The sequence below is a fragment of the Nocardia sp. NPDC058058 genome (assembly GCF_042885355.1).
Classification (GTDB): Bacteria; Actinomycetota; Actinomycetes; order Mycobacteriales; family Mycobacteriaceae; genus Nocardia.
Window position 1 is genome coordinate 1,398,044 of record NZ_JBHVSA010000002.1, and the last position, 24,146, is coordinate 1,422,189.

A 24,146-nucleotide genomic window follows, 5' to 3' on the forward strand; every position below is an offset into this window, starting at 1 on the left:
TCGGTTGGCTGGGGAAACGATAGGGTGGCGATCAAACTGTGTTTCATGGGCGGACAGGCAATTCCCCCGGCCCTGTGCTGCCATGGCGAACCAGCATGACGGAGGCCATCTATGGGGTTGTTCACCAAGCGCAAGAAGAAGGTCAGCCGGCGGGCTGAGGCCAAGGCGCTGAAGCACAAGGCCGGTATGGAGGCCAAGCTCGGGGCTCGCAATGAGCGCAAGAAGCATCGGGGCGAGGTGCGGTTGCAGCGCAAGGTCGCCAATGCGGAGATCTCCAAGTTGCAGGCCGAGGAGAAGGCCGCGGTGAAGCTGGCCGCCAGGGCCGAGCGGGATCCGTTCAGTGTGGCCTCGGTGCGCAAGTATCTCGGGGTCGCCCGGATTCTGGTGCCGGTGCTCGCACCGCTCGCCTATCGGGGCGCGACCATATTGCGCGGGCAGTTGGACACCCGCCGGGCGCAGCAGTTGGGCGTCGGGGTGAATCAGCTCGGCGAGTTCGCCGGTCCGGGTGCGAAATTGCAGGCCCGGCTGGCGAATGTGGAGAGCACGCTCACCGATCTGGAGAAGAAGAACCCGAAGGATTCCGATACCGAGAAGTTCGTCGCCGCCACCCGCGATCGGCTGGAGAGCCTGACGACCGCCGTGCGCACCGCCGCGCAGATGCCCGTGCAGCGGCGGCGCGCCGTGCACGCCTCCATCTCGAACGAGCTCTCCGGCATCGAAGCCGATGTGCTCGCCCGCCTCGGCGTGAACTGAGCAGTACCCGACGATGAAGCACCGCGTACGAGCAGGCAGCCGGGATTCGCGCCCGCAGCCCGTTTCCGTGCGCGGTTCCGCATCGCGGTTGCCGCACAAGGCATTCCGCGGCTCTCTGGCGGGCGTGGCGATGGTGGTGCTCGCGATCGCCGCGCACGGGATCGCGGGCGGCGGCTATCCGGATTCGGCCGGATCGACGCTGTTACTGCTCATCAGTGCCGCGATCGGCGCGTCGGCGGCGGTACTGCACTCCCCCGGCACGCTGCCCGTGCTGATGGTGCTCGGGCAACCGGCCTGCCATCTGGCGTTGAGCGGCGCGGCCCATCACGGGCATGTCTCGGGGGCAATGGATTTCGTGAACGACGGCGCCATGGCGGCAGCGCATGCCGTGGCCGCCGTGGTGTTCGCGGTGCTGATTCTGGCGGCCGAGCGGCTGTACGGGCTTGTTTCGCAGGCGGTTCGAGCGGTGCTCACCCGGCCCGTGGCACCGGCTGTCCGGCGCACCGCCGAGCGCTGGGCCGCGCTGGCCGGATCGCTGGGGCGGTTCGCGGTGGGGGGCAATGGGTCTCGGGCTCCGCCGGTCGCGGCGTGACTTCCTCTCACCCGTAACCCTTTGCCAGAAAAGGCCATTCACTCATGCTTATTTCCTCTTCGCGCGCGCTCGGCACGGTTGTCGCGGCCGCGAGTTTGACGCTGCTGGGCGCCGGAGTCGCGTCCGCGCATGTCACCGTCGACGCCCCGGGTGCGTCGCAGGGCGGGTACGCGGTCGCCACCTTCAAGGTGCCGACCGAATCCGATACCGCCTCCACCACCAAAGTCAGTGTGGTGCTGCCGAATCTGAAGAGCGCGCGCACCGAGCCGCTGCCGGGCTGGACGTCCAAGGTGGACAAGAACGACAAGGGTGAGGCCGTGGCCGTCACCTGGACCGCCGATCCGGGCAATGCCGGTGTCGCGCCGGGTCAATTCCAGCGGTTCGTGCTGTCCGTCGCGCTGCCCAAGCAGGAGAAGGTCGCCTTCCCCGCCACCCAGACCTACAGCGACGGCAAGGTCGTGGTCTGGGATCAGAAGGACAACCCGGACGGCAGCGAGCCCGAGCACCCGGCCCCCGCGCTGACCCTGGCGGCCGGTGGCGGCGATGACGATCACGCCGCGACCACCACCGAGGCCAAGCAAGCCAAGGACACCGACAACACCGCGCGCTGGCTGGGCGGTATCGGCCTGGTGCTGGGCGCGCTCGGTGCGGCCCTGGGTCTGGGCAGCGTCATCCGCGGTCGCAAGTCATGAGCCGCAAGCTTTTCGCCGGAGTCCTGACCGGCCTGCTGATCACCGGTTTCGCCCTGCTGGGCGGCGGTGTGGCGAACGCGCATTCGGCCGCCATCGGCTCCAGCCCGGAGAACGGCGCGCAGATCGACGTCTCCCCCGCGCGGGCCAGCGTCACCTTCAACGAGAACCTGCAGGAGAGCTATCCGTCCATGACCGTCACCGGTCCGGACGGCAATCTGTGGTCCAAGGGCCAGCCCAAGGTGGAGGGCCCGACCGTCAGCATCGAGGTCGGCGAACTCGGCCCGACCGGCGATTACAAGATCGCGTACCGGGTCACCTCGGCCGACGGCCATCCGGTCAGCGGCACCCGCACCTTCACCCTCACCAAGGCGGGCACCGGAACTCCCGGACCGAAGGCCGACTCCTCGGCCAAATCGGGCGGTTCCGACGGCGGGGTGCCGCTGTGGGTGTTCATCGCGGGCGCGGTGGTGCTGTTCGGCGGCGGGCTGGCGTTCGCACTGCTGGGCGGACGGGGCAAGCAGCGTAAGTGAACCGGTCCGACCGCACCGATCGCCGCCGCGAGCGCGGCCCGACCGGCGGCAGCAGCCAACTGAGATGGCTACTGCTGCTGGTCATTCCGCTCGCACTGTGCGGTTGGGCGCTGGCCTGGGCGCTCGCGGCGAACGATCCCGTGCAGGCGGAGGCGCCGGTACGGGTGCTCGCCGACTGCGCGGGCGCGATCGTGCTCGGCGCGGCCGCGCTACCCCGGCTGTCCGAACGCCTGTCCCCGCCGTGGCGGCTGCTCACCGTCGCCGCGGGGGTCTGGGCGGTGACGGAATTCGCCATGCTGGTGCTGGAAGCCTCCGAGGTACAGGGCATTCGGGTCGCGAAGTTGGGCGCGGGACAGTTCGGCGACTACCTCACCACGGTGAGCGGCGGGCAGATCGGCATCGCACTGCTGATCGGCAGCGGCGCGGTCGCGCTGTACAGCGCCTTCGGTTTTCGCAATCCGGATCGGGTGACGGCGGATCTGGTGCTGGTGTTCACCGCGGTCACGCTCGCGCTGCGCCCGATCACCGGGCATATGTCGCAGCAGAGTTTCGGATCGGTGCTGGGCGCGGTGCACGCGCTGGCCGCCTCGGCCTGGTTCGGGGTGCTGCTGGCGCTGGCGCTGACCGTGCGCACCCGGGGCGAGTGGGCGGTGCTGCTCCCCCGCTATTCGCGCTGGGCGCTGCCGCTGGCGGCGACGGTGACCGGCACCGGCATCGTGAACGGCCTGGTTCGGATCGGCGGGCTCACCGAATTGGCGACCACCGGATACGGGCGGCTGCTGCTGGCCAAGACGGTGATTCTGCTCGCGCTGCTGGCGCTGGGCTGGTGGTGGCGGCGCAGCTGGGTGCCGGTGGCCGCCGATCACCGCATGGACGCGGAATCCTCTTTGCGCCGTGCGATTTTCGAGGTGCTGCTGATGGCGGTGGTGTTCGGGGTCGCGGGCACGCTGGCGGTCACCGCGTAGGAATCGGCCGTGCGGTCCGATTGTGGCGCTCACCTCATCATCTGCGCATGAATTTGCAACAAGTTACTGTCGTGCGCATGACCGAAGTCAAGATCGTCGCGGACTGCACCGCCTCGGCGGAATCCGCCTTCGCCTACGTCAACGATTACAACAACCTGCCCAAATTCATCAATGAGATCAACAGCTTCACACCGCTGACCGAACAGACCGAAGGCGTCGACGCCACCTTCGACGGCACCATCGGACTCGGCCCGGTCTCACTGCATTCCACGATCAAAATCGTGCGGCACGAACCCGGTAAAGCCATCGCGGTGAAGTCCATCAAGGGCTTCGAAATCGAATCCACCTTCCTGTTCCACGACAAAGGTGACGAGGCCTGCACCATCGACGCCATCGTCGACTACCGCGTGCCCGGCGGCATCGCCGGAAAACTACTCGGCAAGACCATCGAGCCGTTCGTGAAACTGGCCGTGAAGAGCTCCACGCACAACCTGGTGACGCAGGTCGCCGCATTCCACAAAGAACGCACCAGCGCCTGATCGCCCGGGGTCGCCAAAGCCGCCGACCCCCCGAATATTTGTCCGATTCGGCCACGGCGGGGATGCTGGGCACATGCCCGAACGCAGCACCCCGACCCTCGCGCAGCGCCTCGGCTATATCTGCGGCCGCACGCTGCCGCCCGCGATGTCGGACTGGGTTCGCGAGGACGTCATCGGTCCCGGCGCGACCCGCCGCTATCTGCTCCGCATTCTGATCCCGATCATTCCGGTGCTGTGCCTGTTCCTGCTCATCCCCGGCCCGCTCTGGATGCGATTGGCCATGATGGCGCTGCTGTATCTGCCGCTCATCTATTTCACGGTCGCGCTCACCTATGTGTTCCGGCGCAACAAACTCATCAAGCACGGCATCGATCCGGCGCTCGCCGATGCCGATCGGCGCGATCGCGAAGCCGCCGAACGACAGTCGTACGAAGAACGGCACGGCCGAGCCTGAGCGTTCTCTGTGGTTCCGGTCTCGATTGCGGTGCGGTCCGCCGGGACCGGCCTAATCTCGGTGAGAAGACCTATACCGCTTCGGGTTCGATGGAGAACCACATGCAACCGCACTGGAATGCCGCACAACTGCGAGCCAGCGATGCCGACCGGGAACGCGTGATCGAGGGCCTCAATCAGTGTTTCCGCGATGGCCGGATCACCGCCGACGAACTCTCCGAACGAATAGGGCTGACCTTCAACGCCCGCACCTTCGCCGATCTCGATGTGGTGCTGACCGGGCTGCCCGTGGTTCGGCCCATGCCGCCGATGCCGGGCATGGCGGCGATTCCCGCGAACGCACCGATGTTCTATCGCCAGCATCGGCAGCAGCAGTGGAACGGCATGGGGCTCACCGCATTCGTGCTCGGCGTCTTCGGATTCATCTGCGGCATCACCGCGATTCCGGCGGTGGCGCTGGGGGTGGCGGCCATCGGCATCGATCCGAAACGACAGGACAAGGCGTTCGCCATCGCCGGGGTCGCGGCGGGCGGATTCTGGCTACTGCTGTTCGCGTTCCTCTGGCTGCACTGAAATCTCGGCGACCGCACCGAATGTCAGCGGAAGTCGGAGTGCGAGGACACCGCGCGCTCGAACGCCCGCAAATCCGCCTCCAATTGCCGGAAAAGCCAATAGTCGCCGAGGAATCCGAGCACACCGGCCACGCACAGCCATTTGATCGGGCCGATCGCCAGCGACACCTCGTGCGGGGTCAGGAACAGCAGACTGGTCACCACGCCGATCAGCGGAATCGCCACGGCCACCGCGAGATAGCGGGTGCAGCGGCGGCCCAGCGCCCGCAACGCGTCCTGATCACCAGCCATCTCACCGTGCGTGAGCAGGCGCGGATAGAAACAGCGGACCACGAAGAACGTCACCAGGAAGAACGGGTACGCGACCGCCACCGCACCCGAAACCAGCAGTGTCGCCGTCAGATTCACCAGCTGACCCATCGACAGATCGGTGTAGACCAGTAGCGAGATCGCCGCCACGATCGCCGACACCACCCACCACAGGAATGCCAGCAGCGCCACCCGATCGCCATTGACGAGGGTGTCCCGGCGCGCGCGAGCCAGGGTCTCCGGGTCATAACTGCGGCCCCGGCGCAGACCGCGCCACACGATGAACGCGCGACGGCACAGGTAATTCGTGACGATGATCGCCGCGGGCGTGGTGAACAACGCCAAACCCGCACCCACCGTTTGCAAGTGGTGCCGCTCGGTGTCGGTGAACCAGACATCCCACAGCGGGCCATTGTGCAGATTCGCGTACAGCATGCCGAGGAAATCACCGAGGAAGCTCGCGGCCGTTACCAACAGCAGCAGCGACCACGGTCCGACCCTGGCGCGCAGACTGTTTCGCGGTGGATCGACCAGATCGCGGGCGCGGTGATCCAGGCAGAGATCCAACTGCTGCGCCAGTGCCGCGCCATTCGGCCAGCGGTCGTCACGATGCGGGGCAAGACATTTCAGCAGCACCCGGCGCAGCGTCGGCGGGCAATCGGCCGGAAGCTGTTCCAGGTATTGCGGATCGATCTCGCGCTGCCGCAATCGCAGCATGCGTTCGAGGGAGGATTCCGAATCGCCCGCGCGGGTTTCGTCATCGAAGGGACGATGCCCGGTGAGCAGTTCCCACAGCACCACGCCGAGCGCGAAGACATCGGAGCGGCCGTCCAAATCCTCGGCGGTATCCGGCAATTGCGGATGACAGGCGGCCAGCTGCTCCGGTGACATGTACGCCAGCGAACCGCCGAAATACGCGAGCGGACTCGTCCCCGCCACGTGCAGGCTGAAACTGATGTTGAAATCCGCCAGCTTGGGAATACCGTCCGCGGTGAGCAGCACATTGGCGGGCTTGATATCGCGGTGCAGCACACCGTTTCCGGCGGAATAGTCGAGCGCGCGAGCCAGCCTGCTGCCCAGCCAGGCCACCGTCTCCGGCCAGGACTGCGCGGCGATGGCGGTGCGGGTCGCCGATTCGCTCGGCACCAAACCGCCCTTGTCGCGCATGGCCGTATCGACCGCCTCGAGCAGCAAGCTCCCGTCCCGCTCCGCCTCGGGACGTTTGCGCACCAGGCTCAGCACCTTCGACAGCGTGCCGCCGGGCAGGTACTGCATGTACATGAGTTTGAGTTCGCGCTCATCCATCAGGCGCTGATCGAAGACGCGCACGATGTTCTCGTGATCCAACTGCGCCAGGGTCTCGGATTCGGTGCCGTGATTCTGCGACACCTTCACCGCCACCAGGCGCTGCATGGAACGCTGCCGGGCCAGGAAGACCCGGGCGAACGCGCCCGCGCCCAATTCGACCAGCAGATCGAAATCGTCGACCCGATCGCCGACCTCGATGCCCTCCAGGGCGGCGCGGGCGCGCGGGCTGGCGATCAGGGTGCTGCGATAGTCGCGTTCACCCCAGGCGACCTCGGTGAGCGCGGCCTCGGTCGGATAGCCGCTCTCGTCGATACCGCGACCGGAGCGGCGCAGGGCGTGGAATTCCTCGTAGGCGAGATCCGGGGGCAGCGGGCCGGAGCGGAGTTCGTCATATTCCAGGCGATAGTCGGCCAGGCGCTTGGGGAAGTCGTAGCGGATCCAGCGGTACTCCAGATCCACCTTGATCAACTCGATCAGGCACAGGCGGCGGAATTCGATTGCCTGCGGCAGGAATTCGGACAGTTCCGGCGGCTGGCCCGCCTGCTCCCAGGCCGCGGCGAAGCGTGCCGCGACCGCCGTGAGCAGCGAGCGGGTCTCGCCGACAGCGTCCGAGTCGATCGCAGACTCCAACCTCATGCCCTCCGCGTACACCATGGCAACCGGTCCTCCTCCGGGAGCGCCACCTCTTCAGTATGCACCCGGAAGTCGGCACGGGCGTACCGAATTCACCGCGCGGAAATGGGTGCGGAGCAGCGCGACGGGCGGACAGCGCACCGTGGCGGGCACTAATGTTCCGGACATGAGTGAGCAGTTTCCGGACCGTATCTGGGGTTCGCGCACCAACCTTCTTTCCCGCGTTGCCAGTCCATTCGCCGCGACCAAACTCGGGTCACTGGTGATACGCAAGCTCACGCCGCTGGATCGGCGGATACTCGAGCGCACCGGCGGCAAATACACCGTGCTCGGGCCGATCGGCGCGCCCGTCATCCTGCTCACCACCATCGGGCGCAAGTCCGGGCAGCCGCGCACCACCCCGCTGCTGTACGTGCACGACGGGGACACGCTGTATGTGATCGGCAGCAATTTCGGACAGCAGCACCATCCGGCCTGGACCGGGAACCTGCTGGTCAATCCGGACGGCGAGGTCACCATCGCGGGACAGCGGATTCCGGTGCGCGCCAGCCTCATCGACGACGAGGCACGCAAGGGCGAGATCTTCGCGCGATTCGAGGAGACCACCCAGGCGTACACCGCCTACAAGAACCGCACCGCGCGTGATTTGCGTATTTTCGCCCTGACAAGATAAGCGGGTGACCGAATCAGCAAACATCGTGGCGACCGCCGACCTAGCCGATGAGATCGGCCCCGAGATCCGCAGCTGCGACACCCAGTTCATTCAATTCGGCGGCCGCGAAGCCTTCGCCGGCCGCATCGTGACCATCCGCTGCTTCCAGGACAACCTGCTGGTCAAGCAGACCCTCGGCGAGCCGGGCAACGGCCGGGTGCTGGTCGTCGACGGCGGCGCGAGCATTCACACCGCCCTGGTCGGCGACATCATCGCGGGCCGCGGCGTCGACAACGGCTGGTCCGGCGTGATCGTCAACGGCGCGGTGCGCGACTCCGCGATCCTGCGGACGCTGGACATCGGCGTCAAGGCGCTCGGCACCAACCCGCGCAAGAGCACCCAGACCGGATCGGGTGAGAAGGATGTGCCGGTCGAGTTCGGCGGCATCACCTTCACCCCGGGCGACATGGTCTACAGCGACCACGACGGCGTCGTCGTCCGTTCCGAGGACTGAGACCCTCTCGAGAGACTCTGGGGAGACTCTCAGCGGCCCTGTTCGCCACCCGACGCGCAAGTCGCCGCGGGGCGGGCGGGGTCGCTCTGTGTCAGCGGGTCAGTAGTTGGCGACGCGGGCTTTGTGGCCCGCGATGGCGACCACGTCTCCGGCCTGTAATTGGCGGCCGCGACGTAGCTCTACCTCGTCATTCACCCGCACCAGGCCACCGGAGATGACGTTCTTGGCTTCCGAACCGGAATCGATGAGGTTCGCCAGCTTCAGGAATTGGCCGAGTCGAATGACTTCGTCTTCGATCGGCACATCGACTGGTTCCGACATGGCTACATCCTCACCCGCGGGTTCCCCGAGACCAAATATCGGGCCCGCAACCCGTCGGTAAGGCAGCCGCGACAAGACACGAACCGGGTTCCGAGTGCGCGGGAGCGACGGCAACATACACACTGGTGCGGTGACTTCGACGCAGGACCGGCAGCACCGGGAACTCGAACACAGACCCGACGCGCGGTCGCCCGAAGTGCCGCATCGCGGACACGGGCGGCTCCGGGAAGTCCCGCACGTTGCGGGGCTGGTCCTGGGCGTCTTCGCGGTCCTGTGCGCCATGTGGAGTATTTCGCCCGGTCTGCGCTATCTGACCTCCGGTTTGCGGCATTACGTCGACACCTATTACTTCGACGCGCCCGACACCTCACTGGTGTGGGCGCTGGTGGTCGGCCTGCTCGCCGGCGCGACCGCCAGCCGCAAGCGCATCGCCTGGTGGTTACTGTTCGGCTATATGGCGGCGTACGCGCTCGCCAACGCCCTGGACTTCGGCACCGAGGGCGATGTGAACGCGCTCGTCGCGCTGATCGTGCACCTCGGTGTGATGGGTGTGCTGCTCGCCGCGTGGAGCGAGTTCTACACGCGGGTGCGCGGCGGCACCATCCTGCGCTCGTTCGGTGTGCTGTTCGGCGGCCTGGCGCTCGGCTGCGTGGTCGGCTGGGGTCTGGTGGAACTGTTCCCCGGCAGCCTGCCCTCGGACGAGCAGCGGCCGCTCTGGGCCATCTCGAGGGTCACCGGAGCGATCCTGGTCAGCAACGAGGACTTCGACGGGCATCCGCCGCATCTGGTCAACCTGCTGCTCGGCCTGTTCGGCGCGATCGCGCTGCTGGCCGCGGTGATGGTGCTGTTCCGGTCCCAGCGCGCCACCAACGCGCTCACCGGGCTCGACGAATCCGCGCTGCGCGGGCTCATCGAACGCTCGGATGTGGAGGACTCGCTCGGCTACTTCGCGACCCGCCGCGATAAGGCCGTCGTCTTCGCGCCCAGCGGTAAGGCCGCGGTCACCTACCGCGTGGAACTCGGCGTCTGCCTGGCCTCGGGCGATCCCATCGGCTTGAAGGAGGCGTGGCCGCACGCCATCGACGCCTGGCTGAAACTGGCCGACCAGTACGGCTGGGCACCGGCGGTCATGGGCGCGAGCGAGATCGGCGCGACCGCCTACAAGCGCGCCGGACTCTCCGCGCTGCGCCTGGGCGACGAGGCCATTCTGGAGACCCGCACCTTCTCGCTCGCGGGCCCGGAGATGAAGCAGGTCCGGCAGGCCGTGAACCGGCTCGCCAAGCAGGGCATCACCGTTCGGGTGCGGCGGCACAAGGAAGTCGAGCCCGAGGAGATGCGCGAGGTCATGCATCGCGCCGAACTGTGGCGCGATACCGAGACCGAACGCGGTTTCTCCATGGCCCTGGACCGACTCGGCGATCCGCTGGACGGCGACTGCCTGCTGGTCGAGGCCATCGACGCGAACGAGCGGGTGCTCGGCATGCTGTCCCTGGTGCCGTGGGGCCGCACCGGCGTCTCGCTCGATCTGATGCGCCGCGATCGCCAAAGCCCCAATGGCGTCATGGAATTGATGATCTCCAAACTGGCGCTCACCTCCGACCAGTACGGCATCACCCGAATCTCGTTGAACTTCGCGGTCTTCCGCGCGGTCTTCGAGGAGGGCAGTCGCATCGGCGCGGGACCGGTACTGCGCCTGTGGCGTTCGGTGCTGATGTTCTTCTCGCGCTGGTATCAGCTGGAGGCGCTGTACCGCTCCAATGTGAAATATCAGCCGGACTGGGTGCCGCGCTTCTCCATGTTCGAGGAACGCCGCCAGTTGCCGCGCGTCGCCATCGCCAGCGCGCTCGCCGAGGGCTTCCTGCCGCGAATCGGCAAGGAGCAGAACGCTTCCGCGCACACCGGTCTGCGTTCCTCGGTGCCGGACACCATGACCGGACTGCACGCCGACGGCAGCATGCCCGATCTGCCGCCGGAGGATCTCGCCGAATCCGGACCGCGCCGCCCCGAACAGGTGCGGGTGCGCATGGATAAACTGCGCAAACTCAATGACTCCGGCGTCGACGCCTATCCGGTCGCCTATCCCCCGACCCACACCGTCGCCGCCGCGCGCCGCTCCCCGCAGGGCACCACGGTGCGAGTCTGCGGACGGCTCCTGCGAATTCGCGATTACGGCGGCGTCAGCTTCGCGCTGCTGCGCGACTGGTCCGGGGAGATCCAGCTGGTCATCGACCGCGGCCGAGTCGGCGCGGAACGCAGCGCGGACTTCGACACCTACTTCGATCTCGGCGATCTCATCGAGGTCAGCGGTCAGATCGGGCGCAGCCGCAGCGGTGAGCTATCCCTGCTCGCCGCCGACTGGCGCATGATCGGAAAATGTCTGCACCCACTACCCGACAAGTGGAAGGGCCTGGCCGATCCCGAGGCGCGCGTGCGGCAGCGCTACGTCGACATGGCCATCAACACCGATATCCGCGAGGTGATGGCCAAGCGCAGCGCCGTGGTGCGCTCGCTGCGAGACACCTTGCACGGCTGGGGATTCCTGGAAGTCGAGACGCCGGTGCTGCAACAGGTGCACGGCGGCGCGAACGCCACCCCGTTCACCACGCACATCAATGCCTACGATCTCGACCTGTACCTGCGCATCGCACCCGAGCTGTACCTGAAACGGCTCTGCGTCGGCGGTATGGAGAAGGTGTTCGAACTCGGCCGCGTCTTCCGCAACGAGGGTGTGGACTACAGCCACAACCCCGAGTTCACCATTCTGGAAGCCTATGAGGCGCACAGCGATTACGAGCGCATGATGCACGCCTGCCGCCAGCTCATCCAGGAGGCCGCGCTCGCCGCCAACGGCAAGATGGTGGCCATGCGGCCCGGACCGGACGGCACGCTCACCGAGGTGGACATCTCCGGGGACTGGCCGGTCAAGACCGTGCACGGCGCGGTGTCGGAGAAACTCGGCGAGACCATCAGCCCCGAGACCGACGCCGAACGCCTGCGCCTGCTCTGCGATAAGGCCGGTATCACTTGGCAATTGGGCTGGGACGCCGGGCAGATCGTCCTCGAGATGTACGAGCATCTGGTCGAGGCGAGCACCGAGGAACCCACCTTCTACATCGATTTCCCGACCTCGGTCTCCCCGCTGACACGGGCGCACCGGCATATCGCCGGGGTCACCGAGCGCTGGGATCTGGTCGCGTGGGGCGTCGAATTGGGCACCGCCTACAGCGAATTGACCGATCCGGTGGAACAGCGCAAACGCCTCACCGAACAGTCCATGCTGGCCGCGGGCGGCGATCCCGAGGCGATGGAACTCGACGAGGACTTCCTGCAGGCCCTGGAGCACGCCATGCCGCCCACCGGTGGCCTCGGCGTCGGCGTGGACCGCGTGGTCATGCTGATCACCGGGCGCAGTATTCGCGAAACCCTGCCCTTCCCGCTTGTGAAACCCCGTACGGGGTAACCCGATTCGAAGAGACTCGGCGATCTTGTGAACGTTTCGATGTTCACAGCCGATTCACAGTGGACTCCCAGAACCGGGACTGCCCGTTAACCTTGTGAGCAGTCCCGGGGAGGGGGCTACCGAATAGATGAGATGGGGTTTCACATGCACTACCTGGACTTGATGACCCAGGCCAACCTGCTGGACCACCAGGTATGGACCAATCCGGACACCTGGACCTCCACCATGGAGTACGCCGCCAAGAAGAAGTCCTCCAAGCGTGGCGGCAGCTTCTGGATCTTCGGCGCGGTCTGCTGCATCGCCATCGTCGCGCTGATCCTCGGCATCGTCTACCTGATGACCAACAAGAAGAAGAACCAGGGCCAGTAGGCCCTTCCCGCCCCGAGCGGGACGCGCCGACGGCGTGCGGCAGAGTGGGGATGTGCAGTTGATCCTCGTCCGCCATGCCCAGCCGCGACGCGTCCAGGGGCTCACCGGCCCGGCGGACCCCGATCTCACCGAGATCGGGGTCGAGCAGGCGGCCCGGGTGCCCGCCGCGCTCGCCCACCATCGCATTGCCCGCGTGGTCAGCAGCCCACAGTTGCGCGCCCGCGAAACCGCCCGGCCCACAGCCGAAAAGCTCGGTCTGGAGATCGATATTCTGGACGGCCTCGCCGAATACGATCGCGAGCTGCCCGCCTATATTCCGATCGAGGACGCGCAGCAGGAATTCCGCGCCGTCTACGACCGCATCAAGGCCGGATACCTACCGGAGCAAATAGACGGCGACGCCTTCCGCGGCCGCGTCCTTGGCAGTGCGGCGGCCATCGCCGAGGCCGCGGATCATGATGACACCGTGGTCGCCTTCGCGCACGGCGGCGTCATCAACGTGCTGTTGCAGGACGTGCTCGGACTGGAACGGCCGCTCACCTTCCCGATCGACTACTGCTCGATCACCCGAATCCTGTACTCCCGCACCGGCCGCCGCACGGTCGCCACGGTGAATGAGAACGGGCACGTCTTCGACCTGTTGCCGAGGAATCGCCAGCCGCGCGAATAGGCCTGTGGAACGTCTCGCAGTCGATTCCCAGAGTCGTCGGATGGCGCTCCCAGACCCGGAACCTTTGATGGGAACCACGAGCCGCACAAGTGGCCCGGACCCCGCGAAAGGATCCACCGTGATCGCCAGCTCGACCTCCGCCCCGAAGAAGTCCCGCCGCCGCATGGCCCTGCGCGTGGCCGCCGCCGGTGTACTCGCCGCCGTACCGCTCGCCCTGGTGGCCCTGCCCGCGACCGCGTCGGCCGCCACCCCCGACAACACCGTTGCCGTTGCCCAGCAGGTCGACCAGCCCGGCTGGAACGGCGGGGACAACGATCGCGACCACCACCACCGCGGCAATCGCGGTGACCACCCCGGCGACCACGACTGGAATCAGGGTGGTCAGCCCGGTGACAACACCCCGCCGCCCGCGCCGTGGCAGCCCCCCGCCACCGGCTCCGCCGGATAACCTCGGGACACAACGAAAAGGCCGCTCCCAGGACTGGTGGGAGCGGCCTTTTCGTATTCTGTTGCGAACGAACGACTTACGCCGCGTTGGCGAGCCAGTTGTGCATCCAGCTCAGCGCGGTCTGACCGCCGCCGACGCCGTAGCTGCCGTAGCTGGTGTGCCGTCCGGTGCGGAAGAACTGCTCGAACTGCTGGGCGCGCTGTTCATTCGCGCCCTCGCTGAGCTGCGACTGCAGGGTGGGGATACCGCCCTGGGCCATCAGATCGTTGATGATCGCGCCGACCTCGAGCTGGTACCGCCACAGGTTGGCCGGATTCGGGTCGGAGGTCTGCGCCAGGAATCCGGCGAACCGGCTGACGAAGTCGCTCTCCTCGGTGGAGCAGTACAGATCGCCGACCGCGCAGACCGTGCGGACCCGATCGGAGATGAAGCCGAAGCCGCCCATGCGCGGACCGCCCGCACCCGCACCGGGCGCGATCGGGCCGACCTGCACATCGGTGATGGAACGACGCGGATCGGAGATGAGCGCCACGGCCGCGATGCGATCCGGCGGCACCACACCGAGTCCGGAGCCGATCTCCGCGGCCAGATCGCCCGCGGCGTCGGCGCCCTGGCTGTAACCGGTGATGGAGATCTTGGTGCCCGGGCAGCGCGCACCCATGGCCTGTACCAGGCCGCGCGCGTTGTCGGTGGCTTCCTTCTTGGAGGCGCCGTAGACGTCACCCTCCCAGGGGAAGGCCGTGGCCGCATAGGTCACGTAGTCCACCTCGCCGGGTAGCCCGCTGGTAACCTGCGCCAGCATTCCGGGGCCGGGGGTCTTGTCGTGGCCGGTTTCCCAGGTGCCGGGGATGGCCACGGTGTACATGACCGGGCATCCGGGGTCCGCCGTAACGGGACCGCTGCCCAGCACGATTCCAGTTATGAGCACGCTCGCCGCTGCCCCCGCAGCCGCGACTATTCTTTTCAACCGCACTACTGCTCCAGTTCACGCCTGCCCGGGACAACTTCTGCGTCCTGGTTCCCGATCATGGTGTCGTCGCCGGATGACAATCCGGTGCACTCAGGGTTAACCGAAGTAACCGCCCCGTATGAGATGCGCAAACCAGACCGCAAGACAGAGATCAGCGACACAACGCCGATAACAATAAAGGTGACCTTGTCCCCGCGCCACGCGACCATGACAAGTTGTCCGATTTCGACCCCTATTCGGCACGTCAGGTCAGGGTGCCGCCACCCATGACCCGACCTATTCGGGAGCCGGAAAACCCTGTACGAGACATCGCGAATACGAAAACGGCCGCGGATCCGAAGATCCGCGGCCGTTCCGTTTTTCAGCTCAGCTCGAGATGAACATCACCGCTGGGCGACATCCGTCGGGCGGATCGGGGACGGCAGCGCCGTCTCGCCCTCGAGGAACTTGTCGACCGCGGACGCGCAGGCGCGACCCTCGGCGATGGCCCACACGATGAGCGACTGGCCGCGGCCCATATCGCCGGCGACGAAGACGCCGGGAACCGTGGTGGACCAGTCGTTATCGCGCTTGACGTTGCCGCGCTGGTCGTAGCCCACGCCCAGACCCTCGAGCAGACCGTTCTTCTGCGGTCCGACGAAGCCCATGGACAGCAGCACCAGATCGGCCTCGAGGGTGAAGTCGGTGCCTTCGACCTTCTCGAAACGGCCGTTGACCATCGACACCTCGTGCGCCTGCAGCCCGGTGACCTTGCCGTCCGCACCGACGAAACGCTCGGTGTTGACGGAGAACAGGCGCTCGCCGCCCTCCTCGTGCGCGGACGCGACCCGGTACATGAGCGGGTAGGTCGGCCACGGGGTGGAACCGGCGCGCTCCTCGGGCGGGCGCGGCATGATCTCGAACTGGTGGACCGACTCCGCACCCTGACGGTGCGAGGTGCCCAGGCAGTCCGCGCCGGTGTCGCCGCCGCCGATGATGATGACCTTCTTGCCGCGCGCGTTGATGCGCGGCAGGCCGTCCTCATCGGTGATCGGATCGCCCAGCTGCACGCGGTTGGCCAGCGGCAGGAACTCCATCGCCTGATGGATGCCGTCCAGATCGCGGCCCGGGATGGGCAGATCACGCGCGATGGTCGCGCCACCGGACAGCACCACGGCGTCGAAACGCTCGCGCAGCTGATCGGCGGTGATGTCGACGCCCACGTTCACGCTGGTCTTGAAGACGGTGCCTTCGGCTTCCATCTGCGCGATCCGGCGATCGATGAAGCGCTTCTCCATCTTGAATTCCGGGATGCCGTAGCGCATCAGGCCGCCGATGCGGTCGTCACGCTCGAACACGGTCACGGTGTGACCGGCACGGGTCAGCTGCTGCGCGGCGGCCAGACCGGCCGGGCCGGAGCCGACGACGGCGATCTTCTTGCCGGTCAGACGGGTCGGGTACACCGGGGTGACCCAGCCCTCGTCGAAACCGTTCTCGATGATCTCGACCTCGACCTGCTTGATCGTCACCGGATCCTGGTTGATGCCCAGGACGCAGGACGCCTCGCAGGGCGCGGGGCAGAGGCGGCCGGTGAACTCCGGGAAGTTGTTCGTGGCGTGCAGCCGGTCGAACGATTCCTTCCAGGAACCCTTGTACACCAGGTCATTCCATTCGGGAATCAGGTTCCCGAGCGGACAACCGTTGTGACAGAAGGGGATACCGCAGTCCATGCAGCGGCTGGCCTGCTTCTGGAGCGTCTCGTGGGAGAACTTCTCCTCGTAGACCTCTTTCCAGTCCAGCAGGCGCAGTTCGACCGGACGGCGCTTCGGCAGTTCCCGACTCGTGTGCTTCAGGAAGCCCTGTGCGTCACCCATTTACGACTCCAACTTTCGCGCCAACGCGGGCGCACCCAACAAATCCGGTGCAGGTCATGTCAGCCACGTGCGGCCTCCATGATCGCCGCGTCGACATCGCGGCCGGCCTTCTCGGCCTCCGAGATGGCCAGCAGGACCTTCTTGTAGTCCCGCGGCATGACCTTCACGAAATGGTTCACCTGCTGCGACCAATCGCCCAGGATGCGTTCCGCGACAGCCGAACCCGTCTCGTCGCGGTGCTGGGAGATGGTGTCCCGCAGCCACGAGGTCTCATCGGCGGAGAGCTGCTCGAGGTCGACCAGTTCACCGTTGAGGTTGTTCTCGAAGGTGCCGTTCGGGTTGTAGATGTAGGCGATACCGCCGGACATGCCCGCGCCGAAGTTACGGCCGGTCTCGCCGAGGATGACCACCTTGCCACCGGTCATGTACTCGCAGGCGTGGTCGCCCACACCCTCGACCACCGCGGTGGCGCCCGAGTTGCGCACGCTGAAGCGCTCGCCGGCCACACCGCGAATGAAGGCCTGACCGCTGGTGGCGCCGAACAGGATCACGTTGCCCGCGATGATGTTCTGCTCCGCGACGAATTCGGCGGGCACGTCCAGGGACGGCCGCACGATGATGCGTCCACCCGAAAGACCCTTGCCGACATAGTCATTGGTGTCACCGTGCACGCGCAGGGTGATACCGGCCGGGACGAACGCACCGAACGAGTTACCGGCGGAACCGGTGAACGTGATGTCGATGGTGTTGTCCGGCAGGCCGACGCCGCCGTACAGCTTGGTCACCTCGTGGCCGAGCATGGTGCCGACGGTCCGGTTCACGTTGGTGATCTTGGTGTCGAACTTGACCGGCTTGCCGCGCTCGAGCGCATCGGACGCCTGCGCGATGAGCTGGTTGTCCAGCGCCTTGTCCAGACCGTGGTCCTGGCCCTTGGTGTTGCGGCGATCCTGCATCATGAACGCCGTCTCGACATCGTCGAGGATCGGGGACAGATCCAGCTTGGCGGCCTTCCAGTGCTCCTTGGCCTGCGTGGTGTCGAGCAGGTCGACGCGGCCGATGGCCTCGTCGAGCGTGCGCAGCCCCAGCGAGGCGAGCAGTTCGCGCACCTCTTCGGCGATGTAGAGCATGAAGTTCTCGACGAACTCCGGCTTACCGGTGAAACGCTCACGCAGAACAGGGTTCTGGGTGGCGACGCCGACCGGGCAGGTGTCGAGGTGGCACACGCGCATCATGATGCAGCCCGAGACCACCAGCGGAGCGGTCGCGAAACCGTACTCCTCGGCGCCCAGCAGGGCGGCGATCATGACATCGCGGCCGGTCTTCATCTGACCGTCGACCTGCACCACGATGCGGTCGCGCAGCCCGTTGAGCAGCAGCGTCTGCTGGGTCTCGGCCAGGCCGAGCTCCCAGGGACCACCCGCGTGCTTGAGCGAGGTCAGCGGCGAAGCGCCGGTACCACCGTCGTGACCGGAGATGAGCACCACGTCCGCGTGCGCCTTGGACACACCCGCGGCGACGGTGCCGACGCCGGGCTCCGCGACAAGTTTCACGTGAATCCGCGCCTGCGGGTTCGCGTTCTTCAGGTCGTGGATCAGCTGCGCCAGATCCTCGATCGAGTAGATGTCGTGGTGCGGCGGCGGGGAAATGAGGCCCACGCCCGGAGTCGAGTGCCGGACCTCGGCGACCCACGGGTACACCTTGTGCGCGGGCAGCTGGCCACCCTCGCCCGGCTTCGCGCCCTGGGCCATCTTGATCTGGATATCGGTGCAGTTGGTCAGGTAGTGCGCGGTCACGCCGAAGCGGCCCGAGGCCACCTGCTTGATCGCACTACGACGCCAGTCGCCGTTCTCCTCCGGCTCGAAGCGGGCCGGATGCTCGCCGCCCTCACCGGAATTGGAGCGCCCGCCGAGCCGGTTCATGGCCACGGCCAGGGTCTCGTGCGCCTCGGCCGAGATGGAGCCGTAGCTCATCGCACCGGTCGAGAAACGCTTCACGATCGCGCTGGCGGGTTCGACCTCGTCCAGCGGAATCGGGTTGCGGCCCTTGGACTTGAACTGGAACAGGCCGCGCAGCGAGGCCAAGCGCTCCGACTGATCGTCGACGAGCTTGGTGTACTCCTTGAAGACCTTGTACTGGCCCGAGCGGGTGGCGTGCTGCAGCTTGAATACCGTGTCCGGGTTGAACAGGTGGTATTCGCCCTCGCGCCGCCACTGGTATTCGCCGCCGACCTCGAGCTCGCGGTGCGCGCGCTCGTTGCGGTTCTCCAGGAACGCGACCTTGTGCCGGGTGGCGACCTCGCCCGCGATGTCATCGAGGCCGATGCCGTCCAGCGGCGAACGCAGACCGGTGAAGTACTCGTCCACCAGTTCCTGCGCCAGGCCGACGACCTGGAACAGCTGCGCGCCACGGTAGGAGGCGATGGTGGAGATGCCCATCTTGGACATCACCTTCAGCACACCCTTACCGGCGGCCTTGTTGTAGTTGTAGACGGCCTTCTTGAAGTCGGCCGCGTGATCGCCGGTGCTGCCCGGCATCTGCAGCTGACCGCGCTCCAGCATGTCCTCGATGGACTCGAAGGCCATGTAGGGGTTGATGGCGGCCGCGCCGAAACCGACGAGCAGCGCCATGTGGTGCACCTCGCGGGCGTCACCGGCCTCCACGACCAGGCCGACCTGGGTGCGGGTGCGCTCCTTCACCAGGTGGTGATGGACCGCGGCGGTGAGCAGCAGCGACGGGATCGGCGCCAGCTTCTCGTTGGATTCGCGGTCGGACAGGATGATGATGCGCGCGCCGCCGTCGATGGCGGTCGAAACCTGTTGCTGCACAGCCTCGATGGCCTTGCGCAGCCCCTTGCCGCCCTTCTTGACCGGGTACAGGCCGTGCACGACGACCGAACGCAGATCGGGGCGCGAGCCGTCATCGTTGATGTGCACGAGCTTGGACAGCTCGTCGTTGTCCAGAATCGGCTGGGTCAGCGTGATCTGGCGACAGGAGTCCTGGCCCGGGTTCAGCAGATCGTCCTCGGGGCCGATCATGCTGCGCAGCGAGGTGACCACCTCTTCGCGGATGGCATCCAGCGGCGGGTTGGTGACCTGCGCGAACAGCTGCGAGAAGTAGTCGAACAGCAGGCGCGGACGCGCCGACAGCACCGCGATCGGGGTGTCGGTGCCCATCGAGCCGAGCGCTTCGCCGCCGGTCTGCGCCATCGGCGAGATCAGCAGGTTCAGCTCTTCGATGGAGTATCCGAAGATCTGCTGGCGGATCAGCACGCGGTCGTGCGACATGTGCACGTGCGGGCGGTCCTGCAGGTCCGACAGCTTGGTCGGGCCGTTGTCCAGCCACTCCTGGTACGGGTGCTCGTTCGCCAGCGACGACTTGACCTCGTCATCGCTGATGATGCGGCCCTGTTCGGTGTCGACCAGGAACATGCGGCCGGGCTGCAAACGGGTCTTCTGCACCACGGTGGACGGGTCGATATCGAGCACGCCGACCTCGGAGGCCATCACGACCAGGCCGTCCTCGGTGACCCAGATGCGTCCGGGGCGCAGGCCGTTGCGGTCCAGCACCGCGCCGACGAAGCGGCCGTCGGTGAAGGCCACCGAGGCCGGGCCGTCCCACGGCTCCATCAGGAACGAGTGGTAGCGGTAGAAGGCGCGCTGGGCCGGGTCCATGGACTCGTGGCGTTCCCACGCCTCCGGGATCATCATGAGCACGGCGTGCGGGAGGCTGCGGCCGCCCAGGTGCAGCAGTTCGAGCACCTCGTCGAAGCGAGCGGTGTCGGACGCGCCGGGGGTGCAGACCGGGAAGATCTTCTCCAGGCGGTTGTTGCCCTCGGAGTCGATGCCGAAGGCGTTCGACTTCAGCAGCGCCTCACGTGCCCGCATCCAGTTCTCGTTACCGGAGACGGTGTTGATCTCGCCGTTGTGCGCGACGCGGCGGAAGGGGTGCGCCAGCGGCCACGACGGGAAGGTGTTGGTGGAGAAGCGCGAGTGCACGATGCCCAGCGCCGACTCCACGCGATCATCCTGGAGATCCAGGTAGAAGGCGCGCAGCTGCGGCGTGGTGAACATGCCCTTGTAGACGAAGGTCTGACCGGAAAGGCTCGGGAAGTACACCGATTCCTTGCCGACGCTGCCTTCACCCGCGCCCGCTTTACCGAGCTGGTGCTCGATGCGCTTGCGGATGACGTAGACGCGGCGCTCCAGATCCATGCCGGAGAGCTGCTCGGCGGCGTCCTTCGGCGAGGCGATGAAGATCTGCCGGAAGGTGGGCATGGCGTCGCGGGACAGCGCGCCGAGCGACGATTCGTCGATCGGGACCTCACGCCAGCCCAGGACCTCGAGGCCCTCTTCGCGCACGATCTTCTCGACGCCGTATCCGGCGCGAGCGGCCTCGCGGCGAGCCTGCGGAAGGAAGGCGATACCCGTGGCGTAGGAGCCTTCGGCGGGAAGGTCGAAGTCGACGATCGCACGGAAGAACTTGTCCGGGAGCTGAATCAGGATGCCCGCTCCGTCACCGGAGTTGGGCTCGGCACCCGCGGCGCCGCGGTGCTCCAGGTTCAGCAGGGCGGTAATAGCCTTGTCGACGATGTCACGGCTACGACGGCCGTGCATGTCGACGACGAATGCGACGCCACAGGCGTCGTGTTCATTCGCCGGGTCATAGAGCCCGCGGGGTCCGTGCCCATAGCCGGCACCGCCGGTGGGGGACCTGTGGCCGGGAAGTTGCGTCATGCCTCTGCCTTCACAAAAAACAGGCCTTCGAAGAATTGCGGCCTTCGTCGAACGCCTCCGTCAGACTGCGCCCAGGCGGTTCGGAGACCAGCGGCGCTGATGGTCGTCCCGTGCAGTCAACTCTCCAGTTGTTTTCACCCGTTTCGATTTTTCGTCGGGTGCTCGGCGGTAACCGAACGCTTACGTGTTAGCTACCAACCGCGCCGTTCTCGCCTATTACGCTGAGCACCGATCGGGCCTCTGGACGGTATGGGGCGATATGCCGAACTTGTCGCATCCGGCGTAAGAGCAAACGATAAGTCAGGACTCGAGCCCAACCAACTTAGGTTGCACTAATACCAGCGTCTAGCTGGGCTTCTTCATCGATCCTCCAGTACCTGCGCGTTGTCCAGTGTAAAGCAGGCATGCGGGGGACCCGCAGTTGACTTGCCCATAGTTCTCCGCGCGCGCGAGGGCGGGGGCCGAGTGCCCCGGCGCAGCCCCGGGACAGCCTCCTACCTGCAATGAAACAGACTTCCCCACAAGGGCATCCGGCAAACCGGGCGTGCTGCGGCTAATTCTCCGGAGACCCCCGGGAAGCGGTTCGGAGGTCCGGGCGACAAGCCAATGCAATGATCCGACCGTACGGAATCTTTCTTAAACGTGGGATTTGGCACACGCCTGGCAAACAGTGAATATGCGGTAAGTCACTACTTCAGGGATTCTGCGGCCGATACCTGCGTGATCAATGCCACGTCACGGCTGGGAAGCCGTCAGATGTGAGGCTGGACACATCACAGCCACCACACTCGGTGTAACCGCCCCCTTCCTGTCACGCTGAAACAACGAATCAGCGACGGTTTAGAGAACCCGAATAAGCCTGGGACTTAGAGGATGTGAGCTCCCATGACCGTTCTGCTCACCTGGCTCGGCGGCGCGCACGCGGGGGTCACCGATCGGCACGAGCGCACGGGGTATTCGGTTACCGGTGCCGTGGTGGCATTGTTCGCGCTGACAGCGGGGGTAATCACCGCACTGGCCACCGGTGCGGCGAAATGGCCCTTGGCCGCGGTGATCGTGATCGCCCTGATCGCAACCCTGTTGGTGGGGGCGGTATCTCGCACGCTGGCGACCGCGTCGACACCCGCGCGCGGTGAAAGCCGCCGGGCCCGAGCCGAATTCGGCGCACGGGCCGGAGTGGCCGTCCTGGTCGGCATCGTCATCGCCGAATTGGCCTGCACCGTACTTTTCGGCGGCACCGTGAACCGGCTGCTCGACGAAACCTCCCGGCGCGGAGTCGAATCCGCGCCCGCGGTGGTCACCGCGCGCACCGAACTCGACCAGGCCCGCACCGATCGCAAGGACCTGGATCAGCAGATCGCCAAGGCGCAGACCGATGTCGACACCGCGCTGGTGATCGCGCGCTGCGAGACCAATCCGGACCCGCAGTGCCCGGCGACCCGCATCACCAGGGTGCCCGGATACGGCGCGGAGGCGCGCACCGCGCTGCAGATGCTCGACGATTCGCGGGCGCAGCTCACCGCCGCGCGCGCCAAGATCGACGGACTCGACACCAAGATCGGCGATAAGGACAAGGCGCTCGGCACCGCCCGCGCCGACGCCTACACCGACGGTGATCGCGGACTCGGCGCGCGCTGGGTCGCCATGAACGACTACACCACCGATCACGCCGGGCCGTTCGTGCTGCGCCTGGCGGTGGCGCTGCTGCTGATCGTGCTCGCACTACTGCCGCTGCTGCTCCGATTCTGGCGCGGCGAAACGGCTTTCGACCGCGATATCGCCACCCGCACCGCCACCGACCGGGTCGAACAGGCCGCCGAGGTCGCCATCGCCGAAACCCAGGCGCAGGTGCGGGTCGAAGCCGAGAAACTGCGCGCCGAACAACAGCTCACCGCGGCGAAACTGGCCCTGCACGCCGATACCGCCATCGACCGGGAGCGTCAGCGCACCCGCATCATCGCGGCCATCGGCAATTTCCAGATCGGCATCACCGAACCGGCGCAACAGCGCGCCATCGACGAATTCGACCGGGCCGCACAGCATGAGCTTCCGGCCGCGGTCCGAAAGGACGACTCCGTGTCCCAGGAGGGGATTGTGACACCGACGCCGAACCTGCCCGCCCAGCTCGGCCAGGGCGGCGGCCTCGCGCCGATCGGCCCGGGCGGGGCGCTCGTGCCCGCACCCGCACCGCAGCCCGCACCCGCGAACAAGGGTGGCGGACTGGAACTTCCGATCATCGGCACCGTGCCGTTCACCGATACCGCCGCCCGCTGGATCCGGCCACTGGTGCCGTCCTTCGTGGCCAATGCCATCGATACCGCGACGCATCCGCTGCGCACCGTGCGGCAGGCGTTCGAGGAGGCGGAGGAGATCACCTTCACGCTCAAGCGGACCCGCAAGGTGACGGTGGATTCCTCGGATTCGGGCGCGCAGGCGCAGGCGCAGCAGCAGCTCTACCAGCCGCAACCGCAGTACGGATACCAGTTGCCGCCGGGTGCGCCGCAGCAGGTGTACGCGCAGCGCGTCGCCGCGCAGGTGGTCGATCAGCCGTATCAGCAGCAGTACCCGAATTACGGTGCGCTGCCGCAGGGTCAGGTCGTCGAGCCCGGATATCCGCTGCCCGCCGCACCGCATCAGGGCGCGATTCCGGGCCGATACAACCCGGAACTGGAATACCGCGGCCCGCGCGAACTGCCGCCCGCCAAGGAGTAACCCCGTCATCCCGGCATGCTTTTGGCCGGGATCCACACCTGTTGTGCACCAACAGATTGTGCGGATCCCGGCCAAAAACGCGCCGGGATGACGGGGTG

At 66.7% G+C, this 24,146-nt stretch carries 20 protein-coding genes; 15 read left to right on the forward strand and 5 right to left on the reverse strand.

Annotation, left to right across the window (positions count from 1 at the left end; genetic code table 11):
* Positions 1-111: 111 nt before the first annotated feature.
* From ACFVUS_RS21140 to ACFVUS_RS21175, 8 genes are all read left to right on the forward strand, one after another.
* Positions 112-753: a DUF6474 family protein gene (locus ACFVUS_RS21140; RefSeq protein WP_387768643.1), complete on the forward strand. Its 642-nt coding sequence runs from the start codon at positions 112-114 to the stop codon at positions 751-753.
* 13 nt (positions 754-766) lie between these two features.
* Complete coding sequence (locus tag ACFVUS_RS21145) at positions 767-1,345, forward strand: hypothetical protein (RefSeq protein ID WP_387768646.1); 579 nt, start codon at positions 767-769, stop codon at positions 1,343-1,345.
* Positions 1,346-1,389: 44 nt separating this feature from the next.
* Positions 1,390-2,037 carry a YcnI family protein gene (locus ACFVUS_RS21150; RefSeq protein ID WP_387768649.1) on the forward strand — a complete coding sequence of 216 codons (648 nt, stop codon included), beginning with the start codon at positions 1,390-1,392 and terminating at the stop codon, positions 2,035-2,037.
* Positions 2,034-2,567, forward strand: a complete 534-nt coding sequence (locus ACFVUS_RS21155) for a copper resistance protein CopC (protein WP_387768652.1) — start codon at positions 2,034-2,036, stop codon at positions 2,565-2,567. The genes ACFVUS_RS21150 and ACFVUS_RS21155 overlap by 4 nt, the downstream gene beginning before the upstream one ends.
* Positions 2,564-3,532: a copper resistance D family protein gene (locus ACFVUS_RS21160; protein ID WP_387768655.1), complete on the forward strand. Its 969-nt coding sequence runs from the start codon at positions 2,564-2,566 to the stop codon at positions 3,530-3,532. The genes ACFVUS_RS21155 and ACFVUS_RS21160 overlap by 4 nt, the downstream gene beginning before the upstream one ends.
* A 77-nt stretch (positions 3,533-3,609) precedes the next feature.
* Positions 3,610-4,071 (forward strand): SRPBCC family protein, encoded by a 462-nt coding sequence (locus ACFVUS_RS21165; RefSeq protein WP_387768658.1) that lies wholly within the window; start codon positions 3,610-3,612, stop codon positions 4,069-4,071.
* A 73-nt stretch (positions 4,072-4,144) separates the two neighbouring features.
* Positions 4,145-4,525, forward strand: coding sequence for a DUF5313 family protein (locus ACFVUS_RS21170; RefSeq protein ID WP_387768661.1), 381 nt, complete (start codon positions 4,145-4,147; stop codon positions 4,523-4,525).
* 101 nt (positions 4,526-4,626) lie between these two features.
* Positions 4,627-5,097: a DUF1707 domain-containing protein gene (locus ACFVUS_RS21175; RefSeq protein ID WP_387768664.1), complete on the forward strand. Its 471-nt coding sequence runs from the start codon at positions 4,627-4,629 to the stop codon at positions 5,095-5,097.
* A 23-nt stretch (positions 5,098-5,120) separates the two neighbouring features.
* Here the strand turns inward: ACFVUS_RS21175 and ACFVUS_RS21180 are convergent, their stop codons facing one another.
* Positions 5,121-7,349 carry a serine/threonine-protein kinase gene (locus ACFVUS_RS21180; RefSeq protein ID WP_387768666.1) on the reverse strand — a complete coding sequence of 743 codons (2,229 nt, stop codon included), beginning with the start codon at positions 7,347-7,349 and terminating at the stop codon, positions 5,121-5,123.
* A 163-nt stretch (positions 7,350-7,512) separates the two neighbouring features.
* Between ACFVUS_RS21180 and ACFVUS_RS21185 the strand changes: the two genes are divergently transcribed.
* Complete coding sequence (locus tag ACFVUS_RS21185) at positions 7,513-8,019, forward strand: nitroreductase family deazaflavin-dependent oxidoreductase (RefSeq protein WP_387768668.1); 507 nt, start codon at positions 7,513-7,515, stop codon at positions 8,017-8,019.
* A gap of 4 nt (positions 8,020-8,023) precedes the next feature.
* Positions 8,024-8,512, forward strand: a complete 489-nt coding sequence (gene rraA / locus ACFVUS_RS21190) for a ribonuclease E activity regulator RraA (protein WP_387768670.1) — start codon at positions 8,024-8,026, stop codon at positions 8,510-8,512.
* A gap of 99 nt (positions 8,513-8,611) precedes the next feature.
* Here the strand turns inward: rraA and ACFVUS_RS21195 are convergent, their stop codons facing one another.
* Positions 8,612-8,833 carry an RNA-binding S4 domain-containing protein gene (locus ACFVUS_RS21195; protein ID WP_387768672.1) on the reverse strand — a complete coding sequence of 74 codons (222 nt, stop codon included), beginning with the start codon at positions 8,831-8,833 and terminating at the stop codon, positions 8,612-8,614.
* Between the two features lie 130 nt (positions 8,834-8,963).
* Here ACFVUS_RS21195 and lysX point away from each other — a divergent pair, with 130 nt between their 5' ends.
* From lysX to ACFVUS_RS21215, 4 genes are all read left to right on the forward strand, one after another.
* Positions 8,964-12,293: a bifunctional lysylphosphatidylglycerol synthetase/lysine--tRNA ligase LysX gene (lysX, locus tag ACFVUS_RS21200; RefSeq protein WP_376072903.1), complete on the forward strand. Its 3,330-nt coding sequence runs from the start codon at positions 8,964-8,966 to the stop codon at positions 12,291-12,293.
* A 144-nt stretch (positions 12,294-12,437) separates the two neighbouring features.
* On the forward strand, positions 12,438-12,662 hold the full coding sequence (locus ACFVUS_RS21205) for a hypothetical protein (RefSeq protein ID WP_387768674.1): 225 nt from the start codon (positions 12,438-12,440) through the stop codon (positions 12,660-12,662).
* A 52-nt stretch (positions 12,663-12,714) separates the two neighbouring features.
* A complete protein-coding gene (locus ACFVUS_RS21210) occupies positions 12,715-13,332 on the forward strand; it encodes a histidine phosphatase family protein (protein WP_387768676.1) in 618 nt (205 codons plus the stop codon).
* A gap of 118 nt (positions 13,333-13,450) precedes the next feature.
* Positions 13,451-13,780: a hypothetical protein gene (locus tag ACFVUS_RS21215; RefSeq protein WP_387768678.1), complete on the forward strand. Its 330-nt coding sequence runs from the start codon at positions 13,451-13,453 to the stop codon at positions 13,778-13,780.
* Positions 13,781-13,856: 76 nt separating this feature from the next.
* On the opposite strand, the gene ACFVUS_RS21220 is transcribed toward ACFVUS_RS21215, so the two are convergent.
* The 3 genes from ACFVUS_RS21220 to gltB all read right to left on the reverse strand — a co-directional run bounded on the left by ACFVUS_RS21220 (position 13,857) and on the right by gltB (position 21,336).
* A complete protein-coding gene (locus ACFVUS_RS21220; RefSeq protein WP_387770074.1) occupies positions 13,857-14,702 on the reverse strand; it encodes a cutinase family protein in 846 nt (281 codons plus the stop codon).
* Positions 14,703-15,133: 431 nt separating this feature from the next.
* A complete protein-coding gene (locus tag ACFVUS_RS21225) occupies positions 15,134-16,603 on the reverse strand; it encodes a glutamate synthase subunit beta (RefSeq protein ID WP_387768680.1) in 1,470 nt (489 codons plus the stop codon).
* A gap of 59 nt (positions 16,604-16,662) precedes the next feature.
* The gene (gltB, locus tag ACFVUS_RS21230; RefSeq protein WP_387768682.1) at positions 16,663-21,336 is read right to left on the reverse strand and encodes a glutamate synthase large subunit; all 4,674 of its coding nucleotides are present in this window, start codon (positions 21,334-21,336) and stop codon (positions 16,663-16,665) included.
* A gap of 885 nt (positions 21,337-22,221) precedes the next feature.
* Here gltB and ACFVUS_RS21235 point away from each other — a divergent pair.
* Positions 22,222-24,048: a DUF4407 domain-containing protein gene (locus ACFVUS_RS21235; protein WP_387768684.1), complete on the forward strand. Its 1,827-nt coding sequence runs from the start codon at positions 22,222-22,224 to the stop codon at positions 24,046-24,048.
* Positions 24,049-24,146: the final 98 nt, after the last annotated feature.

What these genes read in the sequence shown, in the direction of transcription:
- ACFVUS_RS21140 (WP_387768643.1), top strand. Translation starts at nt 112, where the DNA reads ATGGGGTTGTTCACCAAGCGCAAGAAGAAGGTCAGCCGGCGGGCTGAG.
- ACFVUS_RS21145 (WP_387768646.1), top strand. Translation starts at nt 767, where the DNA reads ATGAAGCACCGCGTACGAGCAGGCAGCCGGGATTCGCGCCCGCAGCCC.
- ACFVUS_RS21150 (WP_387768649.1), top strand. Translation starts at nt 1,390, where the DNA reads ATGCTTATTTCCTCTTCGCGCGCGCTCGGCACGGTTGTCGCGGCCGCG.
- ACFVUS_RS21155 (WP_387768652.1), top strand. Translation starts at nt 2,034, where the DNA reads ATGAGCCGCAAGCTTTTCGCCGGAGTCCTGACCGGCCTGCTGATCACC.
- ACFVUS_RS21165 (WP_387768658.1), top strand. Translation starts at nt 3,610, where the DNA reads ATGACCGAAGTCAAGATCGTCGCGGACTGCACCGCCTCGGCGGAATCC.
- ACFVUS_RS21170 (WP_387768661.1), top strand. Translation starts at nt 4,145, where the DNA reads ATGCCCGAACGCAGCACCCCGACCCTCGCGCAGCGCCTCGGCTATATC.
- ACFVUS_RS21175 (WP_387768664.1), top strand. Translation starts at nt 4,627, where the DNA reads ATGCAACCGCACTGGAATGCCGCACAACTGCGAGCCAGCGATGCCGAC.
- ACFVUS_RS21180 (WP_387768666.1), bottom strand. Translation starts at nt 7,349, where the DNA reads ATGAGGTTGGAGTCTGCGATCGACTCGGACGCTGTCGGCGAGACCCGC.
- ACFVUS_RS21185 (WP_387768668.1), top strand. Translation starts at nt 7,513, where the DNA reads ATGAGTGAGCAGTTTCCGGACCGTATCTGGGGTTCGCGCACCAACCTT.
- ACFVUS_RS21195 (WP_387768672.1), bottom strand. Translation starts at nt 8,833, where the DNA reads ATGTCGGAACCAGTCGATGTGCCGATCGAAGACGAAGTCATTCGACTC.
- ACFVUS_RS21205 (WP_387768674.1), top strand. Translation starts at nt 12,438, where the DNA reads ATGCACTACCTGGACTTGATGACCCAGGCCAACCTGCTGGACCACCAG.
- ACFVUS_RS21225 (WP_387768680.1), bottom strand. Translation starts at nt 16,603, where the DNA reads ATGGGTGACGCACAGGGCTTCCTGAAGCACACGAGTCGGGAACTGCCG.
- gltB (WP_387768682.1), bottom strand. Translation starts at nt 21,336, where the DNA reads ATGACGCAACTTCCCGGCCACAGGTCCCCCACCGGCGGTGCCGGCTAT.
- ACFVUS_RS21235 (WP_387768684.1), top strand. Translation starts at nt 22,222, where the DNA reads ATGACCGTTCTGCTCACCTGGCTCGGCGGCGCGCACGCGGGGGTCACC.